General features: G+C 68.7%; 18 protein-coding genes and 5 tRNA genes. 20 read left to right on the forward strand and 3 right to left on the reverse strand.

What is annotated here, in order from left to right; genetic code table 11:
• The first annotated feature begins 112 nt into the window (after positions 1–112).
• The 14 genes from IPP98_00425 (at position 113) to IPP98_00490 (ending at position 11,189) form a co-directional block, all read left to right on the forward strand.
• Positions 113–2,284 carry an ATP-binding cassette domain-containing protein gene (locus IPP98_00425; GenBank protein ID MBL0177584.1) on the forward strand — a complete coding sequence of 724 codons (2,172 nt, stop codon included), beginning with the start codon at positions 113–115 and terminating at the stop codon, positions 2,282–2,284.
• Positions 2,281–3,636 carry an HlyD family efflux transporter periplasmic adaptor subunit gene (locus IPP98_00430; protein MBL0177585.1) on the forward strand — a complete coding sequence of 452 codons (1,356 nt, stop codon included), beginning with the start codon at positions 2,281–2,283 and terminating at the stop codon, positions 3,634–3,636. Before IPP98_00425 ends, IPP98_00430 begins: the two co-directional genes overlap by 4 nt.
• Positions 3,633–5,045: a TolC family protein gene (locus IPP98_00435; GenBank protein ID MBL0177586.1), complete on the forward strand. Its 1,413-nt coding sequence runs from the start codon at positions 3,633–3,635 to the stop codon at positions 5,043–5,045. The genes IPP98_00430 and IPP98_00435 overlap by 4 nt, the downstream gene beginning before the upstream one ends.
• A 1-nt stretch (position 5,046) precedes the next feature.
• Positions 5,047–5,913 (forward strand): DMT family transporter, encoded by an 867-nt coding sequence (locus tag IPP98_00440; GenBank protein MBL0177587.1) that lies wholly within the window; start codon positions 5,047–5,049, stop codon positions 5,911–5,913.
• On the forward strand, positions 5,910–6,572 hold the full coding sequence (locus tag IPP98_00445; GenBank protein ID MBL0177588.1) for an aminotransferase class IV: 663 nt from the start codon (positions 5,910–5,912) through the stop codon (positions 6,570–6,572). Before IPP98_00440 ends, IPP98_00445 begins: the two co-directional genes overlap by 4 nt.
• Before the next feature lie 42 nt (positions 6,573–6,614).
• Positions 6,615–6,688: transfer RNA gene (locus IPP98_00450), tRNA-His, on the forward strand.
• Between the two features lie 46 nt (positions 6,689–6,734).
• Positions 6,735–6,807 (forward strand) — tRNA-Trp (locus tag IPP98_00455).
• 55 nt (positions 6,808–6,862) lie between these two features.
• Positions 6,863–6,935, forward strand: a tRNA-Glu gene (locus IPP98_00460).
• Between the two features lie 23 nt (positions 6,936–6,958).
• Positions 6,959–7,030: transfer RNA gene (locus tag IPP98_00465), tRNA-Glu, on the forward strand.
• Positions 7,031–7,041: 11 nt separating this feature from the next.
• Positions 7,042–7,114 (forward strand) — tRNA-Lys (locus IPP98_00470).
• A 727-nt stretch (positions 7,115–7,841) separates the two neighbouring features.
• Positions 7,842–8,588, forward strand: coding sequence for a hypothetical protein (locus tag IPP98_00475; protein MBL0177589.1), 747 nt, complete (start codon positions 7,842–7,844; stop codon positions 8,586–8,588).
• Between the two features lie 361 nt (positions 8,589–8,949).
• Positions 8,950–9,495, forward strand: coding sequence for a hypothetical protein (locus tag IPP98_00480; GenBank protein ID MBL0177590.1), 546 nt, complete (start codon positions 8,950–8,952; stop codon positions 9,493–9,495).
• A gap of 59 nt (positions 9,496–9,554) precedes the next feature.
• Positions 9,555–10,607: a hypothetical protein gene (locus IPP98_00485; protein ID MBL0177591.1), complete on the forward strand. Its 1,053-nt coding sequence runs from the start codon at positions 9,555–9,557 to the stop codon at positions 10,605–10,607.
• Between the two features lie 120 nt (positions 10,608–10,727).
• Positions 10,728–11,189, forward strand: coding sequence for a hypothetical protein (locus IPP98_00490; protein MBL0177592.1), 462 nt, complete (start codon positions 10,728–10,730; stop codon positions 11,187–11,189).
• Here IPP98_00490 and IPP98_00495 read toward each other — a convergent pair.
• Positions 11,173–11,679, reverse strand: a complete 507-nt coding sequence (locus tag IPP98_00495) for a paraquat-inducible protein A (GenBank protein ID MBL0177593.1) — start codon at positions 11,677–11,679, stop codon at positions 11,173–11,175. The two genes, IPP98_00490 and IPP98_00495, sit on opposite strands and share 17 nt — an antisense overlap.
• 57 nt (positions 11,680–11,736) lie before the next feature.
• Here IPP98_00495 and IPP98_00500 point away from each other — a divergent pair, with 57 nt between their 5' ends.
• Together IPP98_00500 and IPP98_00505 are read left to right on the forward strand one after the other, a co-directional pair.
• The gene (locus tag IPP98_00500; GenBank protein MBL0177594.1) at positions 11,737–12,879 is read left to right on the forward strand and encodes a beta-lactamase family protein; all 1,143 of its coding nucleotides are present in this window, start codon (positions 11,737–11,739) and stop codon (positions 12,877–12,879) included.
• An 87-nt stretch (positions 12,880–12,966) separates the two neighbouring features.
• Positions 12,967–13,818, forward strand: coding sequence for a hypothetical protein (locus IPP98_00505; protein ID MBL0177595.1), 852 nt, complete (start codon positions 12,967–12,969; stop codon positions 13,816–13,818).
• Positions 13,819–13,968: 150 nt separating this feature from the next.
• Here the strand turns inward: IPP98_00505 and IPP98_00510 are convergent, their stop codons facing one another.
• Together IPP98_00510 and IPP98_00515 are read right to left on the reverse strand one after the other, a co-directional pair.
• Positions 13,969–14,841, reverse strand: coding sequence for a thioredoxin family protein (locus tag IPP98_00510; GenBank protein MBL0177596.1), 873 nt, complete (start codon positions 14,839–14,841; stop codon positions 13,969–13,971).
• Between the two features lie 384 nt (positions 14,842–15,225).
• On the reverse strand, positions 15,226–17,199 hold the full coding sequence (locus IPP98_00515; GenBank protein ID MBL0177597.1) for a thioredoxin family protein: 1,974 nt from the start codon (positions 17,197–17,199) through the stop codon (positions 15,226–15,228).
• A gap of 133 nt (positions 17,200–17,332) precedes the next feature.
• Here IPP98_00515 and IPP98_00520 point away from each other — a divergent pair, with 133 nt between their 5' ends.
• The 4 genes from IPP98_00520 (at position 17,333) to IPP98_00535 (ending at position 20,291) form a co-directional block, all read left to right on the forward strand.
• Entirely contained in the window at positions 17,333–17,779 is a 447-nt protein-coding gene (locus tag IPP98_00520) for a hypothetical protein (protein MBL0177598.1), read from the forward strand.
• Complete coding sequence (locus tag IPP98_00525) at positions 17,776–18,036, forward strand: hypothetical protein (protein ID MBL0177599.1); 261 nt, start codon at positions 17,776–17,778, stop codon at positions 18,034–18,036. The genes IPP98_00520 and IPP98_00525 overlap by 4 nt, the downstream gene beginning before the upstream one ends.
• A gap of 147 nt (positions 18,037–18,183) precedes the next feature.
• Positions 18,184–18,852 (forward strand): GntR family transcriptional regulator, encoded by a 669-nt coding sequence (locus IPP98_00530; GenBank protein MBL0177600.1) that lies wholly within the window; start codon positions 18,184–18,186, stop codon positions 18,850–18,852.
• The gene (locus tag IPP98_00535) at positions 18,852–20,291 is read left to right on the forward strand and encodes an aldehyde dehydrogenase family protein (protein MBL0177601.1); all 1,440 of its coding nucleotides are present in this window, start codon (positions 18,852–18,854) and stop codon (positions 20,289–20,291) included. Before IPP98_00530 ends, IPP98_00535 begins: the two co-directional genes overlap by 1 nt.
• Positions 20,292–20,301: the final 10 nt, after the last annotated feature.

The raw sequence follows: 20,301 nt of genomic DNA on the forward strand, positions 1-20,301 counted from the left end.
CCGCGAGGGCCCGGCGGGGTATCCCTCCCCGATCCCCGGGACGGTTCCCGGGCGCCCCCCGCCGAGCCTTGCCCGCGCGGGGTGCGATGTATCTGGAGGCCGAGGAGGTACCGTGGTGGGGACCAGAGTCGACCAGATTGTGGCGGCCGTGCTGGCCGGAATGGGGCGGACGGTCGTGCAAGCCGGCGCGCGGGCCGAGCGGCATAGCACGACCCTCGCTGGCCTCCTCGAGGTCGCGGCGACGGAGCAGATTGCCCTCCTCCAGCGCGAGGGCTCGCTGTCGGCAGTGACGGAATCCCTCAAGGGGCGCGTCCTCCCGGCCGTCCTCTGGCGGGACGATGGATTCGCGGTGGTCGTCGCGGCGACCGAAGGCGACGGGCTGCTGCTGACGATCGCCGATCCATCGGGTGCGACCCGCGAAGAGCGCTGTGCCCTGACCGCGGTGGTCGATCGCCTCACGGCGCTCGGCGCAGTGGGGGCTGGCCCGGCCCTGCTGCTCACCCCGATCGAAGTCGAGCCGGTGCTCGGGGCCGGCTCGGCCGACGAACACGGCGACTCGCACCTGACGCCGGTCCAGCGGCTCTGGCAGCTGCTTCGCCGCGAGCGCAGCGACATCGGCCTGGTCTACCTCTACGCCACCCTCAACGGCCTGATCTACCTGACGTTGCCGCTTGGGGTGCAGTCGATCACCGGCCTCGTCTCCGGTGGCCTGATCCTGCAGCCGGTCGTGCTGCTGATCCTCTTTGTCATCTTCGGGTCGCTCGCCTCCGGCGTGCTGCAGCTCCTGCAGCTCAGCGTCGTCGAACTGCTGCAGCAGCGCATCTTCGCGCAGCTCGCCTTCGAGTTCGCCTTCCGGTTGCCGCGTGTGCGGCTCGAGAGCGTGCGCGATGAATACCTCCCCGAGGTGATGAACCGCTTCTTCGAGTCGGTGATCATCCAGAAGTCGCTCGCCAAGCTGCTCACCGAGTCGACCACGGCGGCGTTGCAGGTGCTCTTCGGGCTGGTGCTGCTGACCTTCTATCACCCGTACTTCGCCGCCTTCTCGCTGCTGCTGCTCGCCGTGCTGGCGCTGATCTTCCGGGTGTCCGGGCCGCGCGGCCTGGCGACGTCGATCGCCGAGAGCGCCGACAAGTACGCCGCGGTGCGCTGGCTGCAGGAGATCGGCCGCTCGATCACCGCCTTCAAGTTCGCGGGGAGCAGCGCCTTCGCGGTCGAGCGGATGGATCGTCACGTCACCGACTATCTGCACCACCGCAAGGCCCACTTCCGCGTGCTGGTGCAGCAGGCGATGGGGATGGTGGTCTTCAAGACGGTGGTGATCGGCACCGTGCTGATCCTCGGCTCGCTGCTGGTGATCAATCGCCAGATCACGCTGGGGCAATTCGTCGCCTCCGAGATCGTCATCGTGATGGTGATGGCCGGGATCGAGAAGTTGATCCTCTCGCTCAGCACGCTCTACGACATCCTCACCTCGGTCGACAAGGTCGGGCACGTCTCGGAACTCCCGGTCGAGCGCGATGGCGGCGCGGCGCTCGCCCCGACATCGCCGGCCGGCATGACACTGCGCACCCACGACCTGCGCTATCGCTATCCCGGCGCGCCATCGGCCGCGGTCGATGGCATCACGCTCGACGTCACCGCGGGGTCTCGCGTGGTGATCACCGGCTTCGACGGCGCCGGGCAGACCACCTTCCTGCGCGTGCTGGCCGGACTCTACCACGACTTCGAGGGCGGGCTCGCGTATGACGGACAACCGGCACGCTCCCTTGAGCTCGCTGCGATGCGCAGTCAGGTGGGCCAGCTCCTCTCCGCGACCGACCTCTTCGACGGCACGCTCGCGGAGAACCTGCGCGTCGGACGTGCGCATCTGAGCAACGCCGACCTGGCCGCCGCGCTCGACGCCGTCGGCGCCGGCGATTGGCTCGCCACGCTGCCCAACGGCCTCGAGGCACCAATCCGCTCCGGTGGGCGCTCGCTGCCGTCCCACCTCGTGGCGCGGCTGCTCCTGGCGCAGGCCATCGTCGGGTCGCCACGACTGGTGGTCATGGACGACTTCTTCCAGAACCTCGAGGCGCAGACGCGCGACCTCTTCGTCGAGCTCCTGATGGATCGTCGCCGCCCGTGGACCGTGATCGCGGTGTCACATGACCCGGCCTTCCTCGCGGCGGCCGACCGCGTCCTGGTGATGCAGGCCGGTCGGGTGGTCGCCGATGGTCCGCTCGACGAAGTGTCCCGGACACCGGCGGCGAGCGCGATTCTCGGCGCGGTCGGAGTGACCTCATGAACACCGCACCCGATCTGAGTCGCGACACGGAGGGACTCGCGCTGCACGCCCCGAGCCTCCTGCGTACACCACGTCATCACGGCGTGCTGCGCCGCTGGCTGCTCGGCATCGGCCTCGTCGTCCTGGTGATCCTCTTTCTCCCGTGGCAGCAGTATGTCTCCGGGAAGGGGGCGGTGATCGCGTACCGTCCCGAGGATCGGCCGCAGTTGGTCAACAGCGCGATCGCCGGCCGCATCACGACATGGCACGTCGCCGAGGGGCAGTTCGTGCGCCGCGGCGATCCGATCCTCTCGCTCGCCGAGATCAAGGACGACTACCTCGACCCGTCCACCGCCGATCGCTACGGCGAGCAGGTGGCCGCGAAAGGGATGGCGGCAACGGCCAAGGCGGCGAAGGTCTCCGCGCTCGACCTGCAGATCGCCGCGCTCACCGAAGGGCAGGGGCTCAAGGCGCAGCAACTGCGCACCAAGATCGAGCAAGTGCGCTTCACCGTCGTCGCCGACTCGGCCGCGGTGGAGGCGGCACTCCTCGACAGCGTGGTCGCGGTCCGCCAGCTCGGCGCGCAGGAGGCGCTCTATCGCGATGGCCTGAAGAGCCTGGTGGAACTCGAGGGCGCACGCACCCGGGCGCAATCGGTGGCCGCTCGCGTCGCCTCGGCGCGTGGCACCTTGGCGAAGAGTCGCGCCGAGCTGGAGAACGCCACCCTCGAAGTGCGCACCGTGGCGGCGGAGTACGCCGACAAGCTGGCCAAGGCACGCGGCGATCGGAGTGCGACCTCGGCCGAGATGCACGAGACGCGCGCCGACATCGCCAAGCTGCGCAACAGCGAGGCCAACGTCCGGCTGCGCAACGGACTCGCGACGGTGACGGCGCCGCAGGATGGCTACGTGGTGCGCGTGCTTCGCGCCGGCGTCGGCGAGACGGTCAAGGAGGGCGAGGCGGTCGCGACCGTGATGCCGAATGCCGCCGATCTGGCGGTGGAACTGTACGTCAAGGCGATTGATGTGCCGCTCCTGCGCCCCGGCCGCAAGGTGCGCCTGACCTTCGATGGCTGGCCGGCGCTGCAGTTCGCGGGCTGGCCGAGTGTTGCGGTCGGGACGTTCGGCGGCATCATCGCGGTGATCGACCAGATCAACGCGCCGGATGGCACCTACCGCATTCTCGTCCGCCCCGACGGCACCGACGAGCCGTGGCCAAGCTCACCGTCGCTGCGTGTGGGGTCCGGCGTCGTGGGCTGGGCGATGCTCGACGAAGTGCCGATCTGGTATGAGTTCTGGCGCACCCTCAACGGCTTCCCGCCGACGGTGCAGCAGCCCGCGCCTGGCGCGACGCCGAAGGGCGGCGGCAAGTGAGGTGGCTCGTTGGAGTGGCACTGCTGGTGCACGTGCCACAGCCCGTGCTGGCCCAGTCGCCGGGGCTCTCGCTCGATTCGCTGCGCGCCGTGGTGGCTGCCCACCATCCGGTGGCGCGGCAGGCACAGCAGATGGTGCGGCAAGCCGACGGTGCCGTGCTCGCGGCCACCGGCGCGATGTTCGACCCACAGCTTTCGGCGTCGTGGGAACGGAAGGCGTTCGGCGGCCGCGAGTACTACAACTACCTCGAGGCGGCGATCAAAGTCCCGACGCCGTTGGGCGTTGACCTCAAGATCGGCCTCGAGAAGACGACCGGTCAGTACATTGCGCCGGACCGACGCACACCCGCGCAGGGACTGCTCTCGCTCGGCCTCTCGATGCCGATCGGCCAGGGAATCATCACCGATCGTCGGCGGGCCGAGTTGGGTGCGGCGCGCGCCAAGCGCGACGGTGCGGCGGCTGCGCGCGAAGCACTCCTCAACGCGCTGCTGCTTGAGGCCACGACGGCGTGGGCGGATTGGTATCGGGCCGAGCGGATGCTCGAGATTGCACGCGAGGGGCGCAGCCTGATCGAGGTGCGCAGCCGCGGCATCGCGGCACGCGTGACGCGCGGCGATCTTGCGGCCGTGGACACCATCGAGGTCCGCCTGGAGGTGGCGCGTCGCGAGGCGACCCTTGCCCTGGCAGAGGCCGACGCCGCGGCGGCTCGCGCACGAGTCGCGACCTACCTCTGGGACGCCGACGGCGACCCGCTCGACTGGAACGAGGCCACTCGCCCCGTGGCGGCACCGACACGGCCACGCCCCGATTCGGCGTGGATTGCTGGCGAACTGACCCGGGCGCTCACCATGCACCCGAAGGTCCGGAAGGCGCGCGCCGACGGCGATGCGGCCACGGCGGCGCGTCGGCAGGCGCTCGCCGAACTCTTCCCGGACGTCGAGGCCGAGGCGGCGCGCCTCGCGGACCGGGACGGGGTGTCTGGCCTCTCGGACTTCCCGTCCGGCTCCGGCAACTACAAGTTTGGGCTCCGGGCCAGCACCGGCCTCCTCCTGCTCAAGGAGCGTGGCAAGGCGGGCGAGGCTTCGGCGAAGGACCGGATCGCGGCCCTCATCCTCGCTGACATTCGCCGTGACGTGGTGGCGGAGGCTCGGGCCGCGGCGGCTGGCCTCGAGGGTGCCTTTCGTGCGGCAGGGTGGCAGATTGAGGCGGTCGCGCTGGCCCGCCAGCTCCTGGCGGCCGAACAGCGGCGCTTTGATGCCGGCGAATCATCGCTCTTCCTGGTGAATCAGCGCGAGCGCGGGTTGCTCGACGAAACAACCAAACTGGCCGATGCTGAGGTGAAGCACATCGCCTCGGTGGCCAAGCTCGCCACCGCCCTCGGATACCCCGCCCAACTCCCGGAGCCCTGACCTGTCCCCACGTCTCCAGATCGCGATCGCCGCCTTGCTCTTCTCGACCGGTGGTGCCGCGATCAAGGCGGCCCAGCTGACGGGTTGGCAGATCGCATCGTTCCGGAGTGGCGTGGCGGCGTTGGCGTTGTTCATCGCCGTGCCGGCCGCTCGCAAGGGGTTCGGCTGGAAGACCGCGCTCGTCGGCGTCACCTACGCCGTCACGCTGGTCACCTTCGTGCTCGCCAATCGGCTGACCACCTCCGCCAACGCGATTTATCTCCAGTCGACCGCTCCGGTCTATCTGCTGCTGCTTGGGCCCTGGCTGTTGCGCGAGCCGATCTCGCGCCGTGACCTGCCGATCCTGGCTGCGGTCGCGACCGGGCTCGCGCTGGTCTTCCTGGGCGTCGATGTGCCGAGCGTGACGGCACCGGATCCGGTGCGCGGCAACCTGCTCGCGGTGGTGAGTGGGGTGGCCTACGCGGTCATGCTGATTGGGTTGCGCTGGCTCGGGCGCGACCACGCCACGCAGGGGCATGGCGTCTCGGCGGTGATCCTCGGCAACCTGATTGCGTGCGTGGCCGTGCTGCCGTGGGCATTGCCGGTCGGGCCGACTCCGATGGCCTCGTGGGGGGTGATCCTCTATCTCGGCGTCTTCCAGATCGGCGGCGCGTACCTGCTGGTGACGAGCGGCCTCAAGCATGTGCCGGCGCTTGATGCGTCGCTGCTGCTGCTGGTGGAGACGGCGCTGAATCCGGTCTGGTCGTGGTTGCTGCTGCGCGAGGTGCCGTCGATGATGGCGTTGGCGGGTGGGGCGGTGATCATCGTCGCGACGGCGTGGCAGGCGTTGCGCGGGACGCGCGTGGCGGAACCCGTGGCGGTCATGTGAGCGCCCCGCAGGCGGCGACGACGCTCCTGGAGACGGTGCGCGTGCGGAACGGCGTGGCGCCGCTCTGGCCGCTGCACCTCGAGCGGCTGCACCGCAGTGCCGAGGCGTTGGGGATTGCGGTCGGCGAGATCGCGCGGCCGGAGGGTGGCGAGGACCGCATCGTGCGCTTCGAGGTCAGCGACGGGCTGGTGCGCAGCACCGAGCGCGAGGTCGGGAGCACGGCGCCGCTGGCGTTGGTGACCGCGCACGTGCCCCATCAGGGCTATCCCCACAAGATCGCGGCGCGGGCCTGGCTCGAGGCGGCGCGGCTGCCGACCAAGTCGCAGAGCACCGACGACGTGCTCTTTTTCGACGCCGAGGGGTACCTGGTGGAGTCGTCGATCTGGGCAATAGGGTGGTGGGACCGGGAGACGCTGGTCTTTCCGCCGCTGGCGCTGGGGGGGCTGCCGTCGGTGGCGCGGGCGCGGCTGGCGGAGACGGTGCGCGGAGGGATCGCCACCGGGCGGCTCCGGCGGGAGGAGGTCACGGGGACGGCGCTGCTGGCCTGCAACGCGGCGCGCGGGGTGGTCCAGATTGCCGCGCTCGACCAGGACGCGGTGGTGGCCAATATGCGGACCCTGGCGGTCGGGAAACGGTTCTGGGAGCGTCGGGACGCTTGACCCGGAGGGCTTCGGGGGCCATTTTGGGCGTCCGTTGTCGTGGTGCTTGTAGCTCAATTGGTTAGAGCGCCGGATTGTGGTTCCGGAGGTTGCGGGTTCAATCCCCGTCAGGCACCCTGTGAGTCGTTAGGCGTTAGTTGTTGGTTGTTAGAGGGTTTATCTAGGTCCGTAGCTCAATTGGTAGAGCACCGGTCTCCAAAACCGGGGGTTGCAGGTTCGATTCCTGCCGGGCCTGTTGGGGGTTGATATGCCTTCTGGGCTGGGTATATTCGCCGACTTGGTTTGGCCACGGCGCTATCGTCTAGGGGCCTAGGACACAGCCCTCTCAAGGCTGGAACACGGGTTCGAATCCCGTTAGCGCTATGCAGGGGAACCCAGGGGAAGTCGGCCCCATCGTCTATCGGTTAGGACGCGACCCTTTCAAGGTCGAGAGACGGGTTCGATTCCCGTTGGGGCTACTGCAGGAAGCGCCTCGATAGCTCAATTGGTAGAGCACGTGACTCTTAATCACTAGGTTGTAGGTTCGAGTCCTACTCGGGGCATGTCCAGCCGCCCGTCACTCAGCAGAGTGGCGGGCGGTTTGGTGTTTGGGCACCGCCACCCCTCCCGGCATCGGCCCGACACCGTACCTTTGGGATGTCAGGCGGGTCCAGCGCCGGACGCCTTTCCGCAGGTCACTCCTCCTCGATGACAGAACCAGGGCGCCTCGAGGCGCCCGAGCCTCGCGCTCGCATGCCGTCAATCATCCGCCCCCGCAGCATGGAAGGAATGCGCCTCATGGATACTGCGCGATCGATTGCACTGACTCCGGCGAACTGCCGTAGCGATTCCCACCATCGGACAGGTGTCAGGGGGAGAGCCGCGACTCGATTGTTGACCGGCGGTATGCTCGGTGTGCTGCTGACCGCGTGCTCGGGACGGGAGGAAGGGACTCCTTCCATTACCCAGCAGACTGCGACTCCATCGGTGGGCGTCGTCCTGGAGCGCAGCGAGAAGTGCGGGACATGTACCGTCACTCTTGAACCAATCGCGGTGCTCGGCAGTGAAGACGACTCGCTCTCGATGGGGGACGCCCCGTCCTTAGTAGTGACCCCTACCGGTTGCGTAGTTGGCCCGACTGATAGGGACCGCGAACTGCTCGTATTCAAGAACTGCAGTGGTGCACCACAGCAACTTGGCCGGGCTGGTGACGGTCCCGGCGAACTGAGCTCGATCAGAGCGATCGCTTCCTGGCCTGGGGATTCCGTGGCTGCCTTCGGCTATGGAAACATGACCATCCTCTCGGCACGCACCGGCGCAGGGCGAACGGTCCCGGTCGACCCGGACACGCGGGGAGAGAACATCGTGGTGCTTCCTGGGGCGCCTCTACTGATTGTGAACAACGAGCTCCCTGCGCGAGCACAGTTCACGGCGATCAACGCGGACGGTTCGCATCATCAGACCTTCGGGCTGCCACCACGTGCCGACCCTCGGGCTGACAGGTTCGCGAATTTGGTCGTCCTCGGCCAGGCGGGCGCTCAGGACGGTTTCTGGGCTGGTTCAACCTTCTATCGGTATCGGCTCGCGCACTGGATGGTCGGGGGGAGGGCCGCGTCCTTCGTCGAGAGGACGCCCAAGTGGTTTGCGCCCTACGACGCCACCGCGCTGTCACGGTTCTGGGACGCGAGCGCCGCAGTCATGCGACCCTTGCCATACCTGCGGGGGATCCACGAAGCGGCCGACGGAACGCTGTGGGTGGCCGCGGCTGTTGCCGCAATCGACTGGTCTCCCGACTCGATCAAGCCAGTCGTCAGGCGGAGCCGAACGGGAGAGGTGACTTCAAGAAGCGGCAGTAGGCTGGAGCACTATGACGGGGTGCTTGAGGCACTTGATGCCAAGACGGGAGCTCACCTCATCACCATCCAGACGCCGGACCTTTGGGTCGGGTTCGCAAACGACACCATCGTGTATGCTCGGCGTGAGAGTGTCGAGGGCGTCCCCCAGATTGCTCTCTACCGAATGAGGCTAAAGAGGTAGTCAGGCACACTGCCGGCACCGTCTTCTACTTCCTCGTCACCACGGCATTGTTGCTTTACGTCGGTGCCCGCTCTCGGGGAGGTCGTCGCGCGGTCAGTCATGACCGATCCATTGAGCCCTTGATATAGGCTGGTATCTAACAGGCGTTTGCTGCGGTCGTGGCCTGCCGCAGAAGCCCACGACGGTTCGCCGCTACCCTCGTGCCCGATCGAATACAGGCGCAAGGGCAGCTGGGGACACCCCTTCCGCTTGGTGATTGGGGGGGATGGCGGCGCCACCCGTTCCGTTCGCGCCGTGGTGGAGGTAGGCTTGAGGATACTCGCCAACCGCATTGCAATGGGGCCCTACTAGATGAGGGCGCATGACACGCTATCTCACGCTGCTGCTCGGCCTGCAAGCTTGCGGATCACCCGACCGCGCCACCCCAGACTTCAGTCAGGACTCGACCGCCCGACAGGCCGCCACGCAGACGGTCAGCAACGCCGCCGTGGTGGCGCTCATCGCGCGCAATCGGCCCGCCAAGGTGCTCGTCGAACAGGATCGCGTCATCTGGATGGGAGACTCCGCGGGGCCCGCGATGGCCGAGCCGGCGTGGGCGGATTTCGTGCGCGAGGCGAGAACGCCTGGCCGGGTCCCCTCGCTCCTCGGTGAGGTGGCACACGACCGTGTGAGTCGCTGGCAATTGCGCGGCGAGGTGACGGACACGGCAGTGATTGCCCTCTCGGGCATCGGCTTCGCCCCGTCCGGGGACGAGGCGGTCCTGCTGGTCGACTACCGCTGCGGCACGCGATGCGGCGTTGGGATGATCTGGACGATGCAGCGCCGGGGCGAGTCGTGGGACGTCACCAAGTCCGATACGGTCTACCGCAATGGTCCCCGCGGTCGGGAACCAGTGCGCATGCGGTAGCAGCGCTAGTCCATCTAGGGGGTATGATGCGAACCACCTGCCAAGCGATCACACTGGGATTGACCCTCATCGGGGCCGCTCCCGCCACCGCCCAGACCCGCACGATCGACCTCACCGGACGGCCTGCGGCGACGATCTCCGAGCCGGTCAGCGGATTCAGCGAAGGCGCGGAGTTGGCGAGCGGCAAGTTCGTGTTTGTTGACGGGCGCGAGGTCGCCATTCGACTGGCGGACTTCTCGGCCGATGCGCTGCGCGTGCTGTCGCGTACCGGCGCTGGCCCTGGGGAGTATCGGTTGCCGTCAGACGCGATGGCCGATGGAAAGGGCGGTGCGGTCGTCGCAGACCAAATGCTCGCGAGGGCAGTTTTCATCTCGGGCACGGGCGAGGTGACTGGAACAGGATTGACTCGTGAAGAGGCTGGCATGGCGCCGATCGACATTCGCGGGTTCGACGCGCTGGGTCGCGTATACCGCACTGGCCGCGCCGGGGCAGCGGGACGCGATTCGCTCCCGATCGAGCGGTGGGATCCAACGACCAAGACCGTCACGATTCTCGCATGGCAGCAGGTGGAGCGGGCGCATGCAGCACCGATGCGGAAGGGTCCCGACGGGAGAATGAGCGCGGACATTGTCGGCCCTCCCGCCATCTTTCCTACGCGGTCTGAGTGGATGCCGCTCTCCGATGGCAGCGTCGCGATCGTCTATCAGTCCCCGTATCGGGTGGACGTCGTCACGCCAGCGGGGAAGCGGATTCGCGGGCCGGCGGTGAAGTACCAGCCGATCAAGGTCACCAGCGCGTACCGGGCGTGGTGGTCAACAACTCAGTTCCCCGCGCAGGATGACATGTTTCCAGCCGTGCTCCCACCGGTCGATGGGCTCATGTCCCAGGTCCTTGCCTCAACTGACGGAGAACTCTGGGTGCCGCGCCTTCGTGACTGGAATGACTCGCTGCCGAAGTACGACATCTTCGACAAGACGGGGACTCTCACCGGTCGGGCCGTCCTGAAGCCGCACTCGAAGGTGATCGGTTTCGGCCGCGGCGTGATCTACGTCGCGCGGCAGTCGCCGGACGATGATTTCTGGCATCTGGAGAAGTACCAGGCGAGACCCTAGCCGCTCGAATTAGTTGCAGTTGCCACCGCCTGTGGTTCTCCCATCGCCGAATCCGTCCCATATTTCATCCGATTCCAACTCGTCGGCCCCCGTCCCCCCTCAGCCCGCGTGAGTTGCCCCATGTCCCGTCGTCCCGCCTCCGCCATCCCTCGGCTCGTCGCCGCGCTCCTCCTGACCCTCGCCGCGCCGGCCGTTGCCCAGCAGAAGTCCGCGCCGGCAGCAGCGCCATCCGCCACGTCCCTCGTCGGCACGTGGGCAGGCAGCGTCACCGTGCCGTTCGGCGACAGCTCGATCGTGGCGCCGGTGAGCTACACCTTCGTCGCCGCCTCGGGTGGCGTGGGCGGCACCGCGATGGTGCCGGGGCAGGGGAGCGGGACGATCTCCAACGTGGTGCGCACCGGTGCGCACGTGCAATTCCGTGTGACCGTTGCGGCGGCGACGGCGGCAGCCGCGGGCGCGACCTCCGCCACGCCAAAGCTGCTCGAGCACGACGGCACGCTCGGCGCCGACGGTGCGCTCGAAGGGCTCGTGAACCTCGCCGGTCAACCGGTCGCGAAGTTCAAGGTCACACCGAAGAAATAGCGTCGGGCTCGTCGAGCTCAAGGAGCTGGAAGGCAAGGTTGGAAACGAGGCAGTACGCGGCAAAGCAGTAGAAGCCGGGTCCGGCCACCGCCGAGAGGTTGGCGGTGCCCTTGGCGGCGAGCAGGGCGATCAGCATCCCCACGGCGAAGACATCCGCCATCGACCACTTGCTGATGGTGCGCACGAAGCGATAGAGGCGGAGGCGCTGCGCCGTGCTCCGCAACGTGAAGATCGGGATCAGCAGCGCCGCCTTGATCAGCGGGATCAGGATGCTGAAGACGACGATCAGCCCGGCCACGAAGTCGTTGCCCGACTGGTGCAGGCTCCGCACGGCGCCGACCACGCTCCGCGTCTCGTTCGACAGCTCGCGCGTCTGGCCGAACATCTCCATCGTCGCGCGAATGGTGAGCGCCGGCTTGACCAGTCCGGGCCAGAGCAGGATGACGGACCCGATGGCCAGCGCGACGGCGAGACGGTTGCGAGGACTCATACTGCGAAAGTAGCCCGCCCGTCGGCGACGTGCCATCCCACCCCGTGAGGCCCCTCGATGCGCGCCACCTCTGTGATCGGTCTTGCGGTGACGATTGCGCTGGCGGCCGGATGTTCCACGGCGAACACCGCGCTCCAGATGCCGAGCAGCCATGCCATCGACTCCGCCGCCACCGCGCTCATGGCGCGCGATTCGGTGCAAGGGCTTGCCATCGCCGTGATCGACGACGGCCAGGTCCGCCACGTCGCCGCGCTCGGCTGGCGCAACGCCGCCAAGCGCCTGCCGCTCGACACCGCCACGATCATGTACGGCGCCTCGCTCACCAAGGCGACCGTCGGCTACCTGGTGCTGCAGCTCGTCGACGAGGGGAAGCTCGACCTCGACGCCTCAATCGCGACGCTCCTCCCCAAGCCGCTCCCCGAGTACGAGGAGTTCACCGACCTCGCCGGCGACGAGCGTTGGCGTGCGCTCACGCCGAGGATCCTCCTCAATCACGCCACCGGCTTCGCCAACTTCCGCTGGCTCGAGCCCGACCAGAAGCTGCGCTTCCACTTCACGCCCGGGAGTCGCTACGCCTACTCCGGCGAGGGCTTCTACATCCTCCAGCTCGTCCTCGAGGAAGGGCTCAAGCTTGACCTCGGTGCCGAGGCACAGCGCCGCCTCTTCGATCGCTTCGAGATGCCGCGCACCTCGCTGCAATGGCGCGCGGACTTCGCCAGCAACCTTGCCGATGGCCACGCGCTCGATGGCACGATCGAACCGCACGACGAACGGAGCCGCGTCAGCGCGGCCGGCTCGATGGACACCGACATCGCCGATCAGGCCCGCTTTTGGGCGGCCGTCGTACGCGGTGACGGCCTGACGCCGACGTCGCGCGCCGAGTTTGTCCGGCCGCAGCTGCCGATCACCTCGCGGCAGCAGTTCCCGACACTGCTCGAGGCGCGCGGCAGGTGGGACAGCACGGTCGCGCTCTCGGCGGGCCTCGGCGTCGTGACATTCCGCGACCCGTCAGGGCCGGCCTGGTTCAAGGGCGGCCACAACGACTGGACCGGCAACATGGTGATCTGTCTTGAGGCCCACCGTCGGTGCGTGGTCTTCCTCGGCAACGACGTCCGTGCCGAACGGATCTACCCGGAGCTGGCGGCGTTCATCCTGGGGCCCACGCAGATGCCGTGGGGGTGGGAGTACGGAACGCCATAGGCGCCCATCTTGCCGGATCCCGTCCGGCGCACGACCTTCAGACTGTCACATGGGACGCACCTCCCCCCGCTCCTCTTTGAGGTCGCCATGCTCCCCGCTTTCCTCGCCGCAGGGCTCGTCCTGGCATCCACCGCGCCAGCACCGCCGGCGATGCGCGCGTTTCCCAGCTACGTGCTGGTGCGCGGCGGCGAACTCAAGGCGCCGGTCGTGGTCCACCACGACAAGGTGCGACTGCGCGGCTTGCGGGGCGACATCAGCTACAGCCCGCTCGCCACGGTGATGGCGCTTGACGACATCTTCCTCCCGGCGCCGGGTCACCCTGCGCTGGTCATCTATGAGGTGGCCGAGTACTGGATGTCGGCCGTCGACAGCACCGGCCGCCCGACGAGTCCGCCACGCTGGGACGCCGCGACGCAGTACTCCCGACTTCATGTCCTGACGAACGGGGATGTGCTCTGGGAGGCCCTGCCGGGCCAGTTTCAGGGGGCGCGGACCTCATTCCAACCACTCACGCTGCCGGCCATCGAAGCGCTCGCAGCCGCCGGTGTGCCGTTCCCGCCCGTGGTCCGACGCTTCAACCCCTCGGCATCGGCCAGCGCGGTTGCCGGCTGTTACACCACCACGAAGGCGTGGCAATTCGGGGGTGGAGAACCAGGCGCCGGGCTTCCGTCGCGCGTCGTGCTCGAGACGACGCCGACGAGTGCCGCCAACGAATGGACGCTGCGTGTGCCGCAGGCCACGGGAAGCGCGCGTGGCAGTTGGCACTTCGGCCGTGCTGACATGGTGGTCCTCAACCTCCCGGTCGGCATGGGGGGGCGTACGGCACATCTCCTGACAACCACGCGCGACACGCTGCGCGGCATGGTCGAGACGGCCGCGTCGACGCCCATCGACGTCGCGGGTGACGGACTCCGGATGTCGCGGACCCGCTGCGAGTGAGCGCGACGCCCTCCGCCGGGGGGGGGGGGGCGGGGGCCGGGGGGGTGTGGGCGGGGGCCCCCCCCCGCCCCCCCCCCCCCTTCTCCCTCCCCCCCCCCCCCCGCGGCGGCATCGTGCCGCGGCGCGTCGCACTGAGCGAACCTCGCGGCGCTACGGCGTCGCGAGGAACTTCAGCATCATCGACGACGACTGATACTCCACCACCCGCTTGAGCTCGCTGCCATCGGGGTTGAGGATGATCATCGTCGGGTAGCCGCTGGTCTTGAATCGGGCGACCAGCGGCTTCTCCAAGTCGACGTCGATCTTCACGCCGAGATACTCAGCGTTCAGCTTGGCGGCGACCTCGGCGTCGGTCCAGATCCACTCATCCATGGTATGGCAGGGGCCGCACCAGGTGGCCTCGAAGTCGAGGAAGAGCTTCTTCCCCGACGTCTTGGCCTGCGCGAGTGCCGCGTCGAGGCCGGCCGACCCATGGGCCCAGGCAAATGCCACCGTGGTGCGCGGGCGCGGCCGCTCCTCACGCAGTTGGTCGTCCGGCGCGCGGTCCTGCGCGCTGGTGACCGGCTTGTCGATCACGGCGAAGTCGACGCTCCGCCCGTCGGGGGAGAAGCGGCGGAACTCGAGCACCAGTTCCTTGCCACTCGTCGGCAGGAACATCAGTCGGTTCGTCCCACGCGCCTCGGCGATGCTCAGCACTGCTTGCTCCGCCTTTGGAAGAGACGCCGCCAGCACGCTCCAGGTGTCCTTGGCGTCGAAGATGGCATTGTTGTCGCTGTCCATCGCCGCGACCAGCGCGGGGACACCGTTCACCGTCACTGTGCCGCCGCGCCACGAGCCGGTCGAGAAGCGGATCACCTCGGGCGTCTCGGCGGAATCGTTGCGCACGACCCAGAAATTCACAAAGTACGGCTCGGTCACCTTGGCCGAGTACCGCACTGGGAGCTCGACCTTGTTGAACGAGGTCCACCACGCCCGCGTCTTGGCATTCTGCGCCGGGGTGCCCGGCGAGCGGCGCGCCGTCATCGGCGAAGTTGCCGTTGCGGTTCCGGTCGATCCACAGCTGCACCAGGTCGGTCGGGAATTCCTTGCTCGCCGTCGCGAGCACCGGCACCCAGCCCGCCTTGGTCGGGCCGAGCTGCATCAGTCCGCGCTTGGCAGGGCGCACCGCGCCTGCCGGAAGCTTGACGGTGCGCGGCACTGCGGTGAGCGCGACCTGCATCCCCTTCGGCGAGAAGTTCGGCTTCGGCTGCCCGTCCACGGGCGCGTGATAGTCGAGCGGGACATGGACGAGTTGTTCTGGGGCCGACACCGCCTGCGCGCCGAGCGCAGCGGGCAGGAGCGTGATGAGGGCGAGCAGGCGCATCAGGCGGGTCTCCAGGCCGGCAACTGGCCGGTGCAGGGGGTGGATCAGCGAACGGCGAGCGGGGCGACGCCGCGCAGGAAGGTGAGGTACTCCTCGCTGCTGCGGGTCATCCCGAGAAACTGCGCCTGCGGCGTGCCGAGCGTGTCCATGATGGCGTAGTACGGTAGCGCCACGGTGCCGAAGAGGTCGAGCTCGAGTTGCTGCTGCTTGCGGTAGAGATCGCCCTGACCGTCGGTGTAGAGCCGCACGCGGACGAAGCGTTCCAGTTCGGCGGAGATCTCCGGCCGTGGGAACATGTTGGCTTCCATCCATCGGCAATTCGTGCAGGTGTAGCCGGTGAAGTCCACGAGCACGCGCTTCTGCTCGCGCTTCGCCTGGGCCAGTGCGGCGGGGAGGTCATTCACCATCCAGGGCAGTTCACCCTCGACGGTCGCGGTGCCGCTCGTGACGGCGCCTTCGGGCGGTGGCAGGAACGACTCGAGCTCGCCGAGCCGCGTGCCGCCGACGCCCCGGCCGAGCCACACGGCCACCGCAATGCAGCTCACCGCCACCAGTTGCTGCACCATCGCGATGCGCGGGCGGGGCCGCGTGACGACGCCGAAGAGCCACGCCGCGGCGGCCAGCGCGACGAGGACCCAGACCACCAGCACCACGTCGCGCGTGAAGATGCCCCACTGCCACACCATGTCGGCGTTGGCGAGGAACTTCATCGCCGTCGCGACCTCGAGGAAGCCCATCATCACCTTGACGCGCTGCAGCCAGGCCCCCGATCGCGGGAGCTTGGCCACGGCGCGCGGCATCAGCGCCAGCAGGAAGAATGGCAGCGCGAAGACGGCGGAGAAGACCAGCAGGCCGAGCAGCGGCCAGCGCCAATTGCCCTGGGCCGCCATCACCAGCAGCGTGCCCACGAGCGGTGCCGTGCAGGTGAACGACGTCAGCGTGAACGTCAGCCCCATCGCGAGGATGCCGGCGGTCTCGCCGCCGCGCTTCCCATCCGACGCCGCGTTGAGCTTGGTGAGCAGCGCGCTCGGCAGCGTCACCTGCCACACCCCGAAGAGATTCAGCGCAAAGGCCAGGAAGAGGCCGGTGACGAGGAGGTTCACCCACGGGTTCGCGGCGAAGCGGTTGATGCCGCCGGCGCCAACCAGGATGGCGATCGCCATGCCGAGGATCGTGAAGGTCGCGATGATGCCGAGCGCATAGGTGAAGGCGTTGCGCGCCGCCGAGTGGCCCGAGGTCTCGCTGGTGCGCGTGAAGTACGACACCGTGATCGGGATCATCGGGAAGACGCAGGGCGTCAGCAGCGACAGGGCGCCCATGACCGCAGCGAGCCAGAGGAAGAGTGGCAGCGACTGGCCACTCGTGCTGCCACCTGGAAGCATGCCGGTGTTCGGGGCGGCGACGGGCGCGGCGGTTACCGTGCTCGGCGGCGTGACGGTCGGCGTCGGCGTCGGCGCTGCCGGCGGCACGATCGGCGCGATGGGCGCGGCCATCACGGCGCCGGGCGCCGCGGCCGTCACTTCGAATGACGCCTCGACGATGTCGGACGTCGGGGGCAGACAGTAGCGATCGGTGCAGGTCTGATAGGCGACCTGCAGCGCGAGCTTGGCGCGCCCGGGCGCGAGCGCCGTCACCGGCACCGTGAACGTGGCGGAGTCGGTGTAGGTCTCGGTCAGGATGCCGAAGTTCTTGTCCTCGGCGATGTCGGGCTCGGGGGAGCGGATTGAACCGGTGATCGCGATCGTGGCGCCTGCCGCGGTCGTGATCGTGGTCGGGACCGGTCCGCCGGGGCCCTGGGTGATCGAATAGAGGTGCCATCCCTGCGGGATCGTCGCCCGCAACGCGAGCTTGACCACGGCACCCTGCGTGATGCGCGCCGGCGGGCGCACCACCACCCAGCTGATCGGATGTTCCTGGGCCGCAAGCGGCGCGACGATCAGGGCCGTGAGGGCGAGGACGGTACGGAGGCGCGAGGAAACCAGGCGCAGGATCGGCACAGAGGCTGGGGTCTGGGGCACGGTCAACGATAGCCACCGAGCGGTCGCGAGGCCACCGGCAAGGACGGTCAACTTGCAGGGCCCAGACGGCGTATCACTTGGTTGGGCGCCCCATGGCTGCCTGCCCCTCACACCAGCTTCGCCGGAGATGTCCGTGTCTCGCACCCGTACTGCCGCGTTCGCCGTGGCGCTGATCGCTTTCGCGGCCCCGCTTCGCGCCCAGGAGAAGCCGACCGAGGCCATGATGAAGGCGATCGCCGGCACCTGGAAGCTCGATTCGACCCGTAGCGATTCCACCCCGCCGGGGCTGGCCGCGTTGCTCAATCCGCGTCCGGCGGCTCGTCCGCAGCCGGACTCGACCACGGCTGCTGGTTCCGTTGCCGCGGGCGGTGGTGGCGGTGGTGGCGGTGGTGGTGGTGGCGGTGGTGGTCGGCGAGGTGGCGGTGGGGGTGGTGGTGGCGGAGGTGGCGGGGGCGGGGGCGGGGGTCGAGGGCTGGGAGCGCGGGCTTTTGGCGCGGCCAACGGAACGCTCGCGCCTTCGCCACCGAAGTCCGTCCGCAGCAGACCTTGGTCATCAAGGTCAGCGACGGTACGGTCGTGACCACCGATCCGTCCGGCTTCGAGACGATCTGGCAGACCGACGGGAAGAAGCACCAGGTCGCCCAGATGGAGGGCGGCGTGATCGAGTTCCAGGGGGAATGGCAGGGGAAGGTACTGCTCCTCGAAAAGAGCATTCCCGGCGCGGGCGCCGTCGAACGTGAGTTCAAGCCGACCAAGACAGGCGATCTCGAGGTGAAGATCACCTTGAACCTCGGGAAGAAGGTGGAGCAGAAGCTGGTGTACCGCCGGCAGCCGTGAAGCGTGAACGGTGAACGGTGAACGGTGAACGGCGTAAGGGGTGAGGAGTGAGGGGCAACAGCCCCCGGACCCCTCACCCCTCACCATTTCCCACCGTTCACCGTTCACCCTTGCCACCTCCCGGATGACGGGATATTGTATACAATCATGTCCATCCCCCGCCGCACCCTGACCGATGCCACCGCCGACGCCCTCCGCGAACGGATCCTCGACGGGGTCTATCCGGCCGGGACGCCGCTCCGGCAGGCCGCCCTGGCGGCCGAGCTCGGGGTGAGCCGGATTCCGCTGCGGGAAGGGCTGCTCCGGTTGGAGGCCGAGGGGCTGGTGACGCTCTCGGCGCATCGTGGTGCCGTCGTCGCCTCACTCCCCGCCGGTGAAGTGGCGGAACTCTTCGAGGTGCGCGCCCTGCTGGAGGCCGATCTGACTCGGCGCGCCGTACCCCACCTGACCTCGGCTGACGACGCGTTGCTGCGGCATCACGCCGTCGCCTTTGAGCAGGCCGTGGCGAGTGCCGACACCGCGGCCTGGGGCGAGGCCAACCGTGCCTTCCATCTGGCGCTCTACGCGCCGGCCGGTCGCCCCCGGACGATCGAGATCATCCATCGTCTGCACGCGCAGTGTGATCGCTACCTCCGATTGCAGCTGGTGCTCACCCGAGGCACCGCGCGCGCCGTGCGCGAACATCGTGCAATTCTCGCCGCCGCGCGCGCCCGCGACACGGTGCGCACCGTTCGCCTCGTGCGCGATCACATTCTCGGCGCCGGCGCCGCGCTCACCGACGCGCTCGCCCGTCACCGCCATGCGGAGTCCTCCTGATGTCTGATCTCACCCCGCGCTTCGTCGCCGGCCAGTTCCACGCGCAGGCCGGCACCGCCGTCCGTGAGCAGTTGAATCCCTCCGACACGCGCGACGTGGCGAGCCGCTTCGTGCCGACTTCCACGGCGGAAGTCGCCGAGGCAGTGGGCGCGGCGGCGGCCGCTGCTCCCGGATGGCGCGCCACCACGGGCCCGGCCCGTGCGGATCGGCTCTACGCCTGGGGCGAGGCGATTGCCGCACGCGCCGAGGCGCTGGCGCAGGCAATCACCCGCGAGGTCGGCAAGCCGATCGGCGAGGCGCGCGGCGAAGTGGGGCGCGCCGTGGTGATCTGCCGCTACTACGCCGGCGAGGCAGTCCGCGAGAGCGGCGAGGTGATCCCGTCGCAGGCCGCGGATGCGCTGCAGTTCACCGTGCGCGATCCGCTCGGTCCGGTGGCGTTGATCACCCCATGGAATTTCCCGCTGGCCATTCCGCTCTGGAAGGCGGCCCCGGCGATCGCCTTCGGCAACCCCGTCCTCCTCAAGCCGTCCGAGTACGCCAGCGGCGTCGCGCACGCGCTCGCCGAGACGGCGCTGGCGGCGGGACTGCCGGCCGGCGTCTTCAATGTGTTGCCGGGCGACGGCGTCACCGGCGAGGCGCTGCTGCGGCAGGATGGCGTCCGCGGCATCTCGTTCACGGGGTCGGCCGCGGTCGGGGCGCGCGTCGCCGCGATCGGCGCCGAGCGCAATGTGCGGACGCAAACCGAGATGGGTGGCAAGAACGTCGTGATCGTCGCCGCCGACGGCGACCTCGACCGCGCCGCGCTGCTCACCGCCGCCGGCGCGATGCGCTACGCCGGTCAGAAGTGCACCGCGACCTCGCGCGTGATCGTCGACCGTCGCGTCGTGGAGCCGTTCCTCGAGAAGCTGCGCATGGCGATGGCGGCGCTCCCGCTCGGCCCCGCAACGGACGTGGCGTGCGCGATCGGCCCGATGATCACCGCCGCGGCGCGCGATCGCGTACTCGCCGCACTCGCGGCGGACCCGGCCGAGGTGCTGGCCGGTGGCACGCTACCGGACGAGGCAGCGTACACCCACGGCAATTGGTTCGCACCACGCATTGTGCGCTTTGAGGGGACCGAGCATCCGCTCGCGCAACGCGAACTCTTCGGCCCCGTCCTGGGCCTGCTGGTCGCCGATGATCTCGAGCACGCCCTCGTGATGGCCAATGCCACGCCCTACGGCCTCTCGGCGTCGCTCTTCACGCGCGACCTCGGCAGCGCGATGCAGTACCTCCGCCGCATTGAAGTCGGCCTCGTTCGCGTCAACGGCGATACCACCGGTGTCGATCCGCACGCCCCGTTCGGTGGCCTCAAGGGGTCGTCGTCGGGGAGCAGGGAGCAGGGCCGCGCCGCGCGGGACTTCTACACCGAAATCCGCACCATTCAGATTCACGCCTGAGAGGAACCAC

Source organism: Gemmatimonadota bacterium (assembly GCA_016720805.1).
GTDB lineage: Bacteria > Gemmatimonadota > Gemmatimonadetes > Gemmatimonadales > GWC2-71-9 > Palsa-1233.

Coding starts and splice junctions, on each gene's coding strand:
- IPP98_00495 (MBL0177593.1), bottom strand. CDS start 11,679: ATGAGTCCTCGCAACCGTCTCGCCGTCGCGCTGGCCATCGGGTCCGTC.
- IPP98_00480 (MBL0177590.1), top strand. CDS start 8,950: ATGACACGCTATCTCACGCTGCTGCTCGGCCTGCAAGCTTGCGGATCA.
- IPP98_00490 (MBL0177592.1), top strand. CDS start 10,728: ATGTCCCGTCGTCCCGCCTCCGCCATCCCTCGGCTCGTCGCCGCGCTC.
- IPP98_00500 (MBL0177594.1), top strand. CDS start 11,737: ATGCGCGCCACCTCTGTGATCGGTCTTGCGGTGACGATTGCGCTGGCG.
- IPP98_00505 (MBL0177595.1), top strand. CDS start 12,967: ATGCTCCCCGCTTTCCTCGCCGCAGGGCTCGTCCTGGCATCCACCGCG.
- IPP98_00430 (MBL0177585.1), top strand. CDS start 2,281: ATGAACACCGCACCCGATCTGAGTCGCGACACGGAGGGACTCGCGCTG.
- IPP98_00510 (MBL0177596.1), bottom strand. CDS start 14,841: ATGACGGCGCGCCGCTCGCCGGGCACCCCGGCGCAGAATGCCAAGACG.
- IPP98_00475 (MBL0177589.1), top strand. CDS start 7,842: ATGACCATCCTCTCGGCACGCACCGGCGCAGGGCGAACGGTCCCGGTC.
- IPP98_00530 (MBL0177600.1), top strand. CDS start 18,184: ATGTCCATCCCCCGCCGCACCCTGACCGATGCCACCGCCGACGCCCTC.
- IPP98_00535 (MBL0177601.1), top strand. CDS start 18,852: ATGTCTGATCTCACCCCGCGCTTCGTCGCCGGCCAGTTCCACGCGCAG.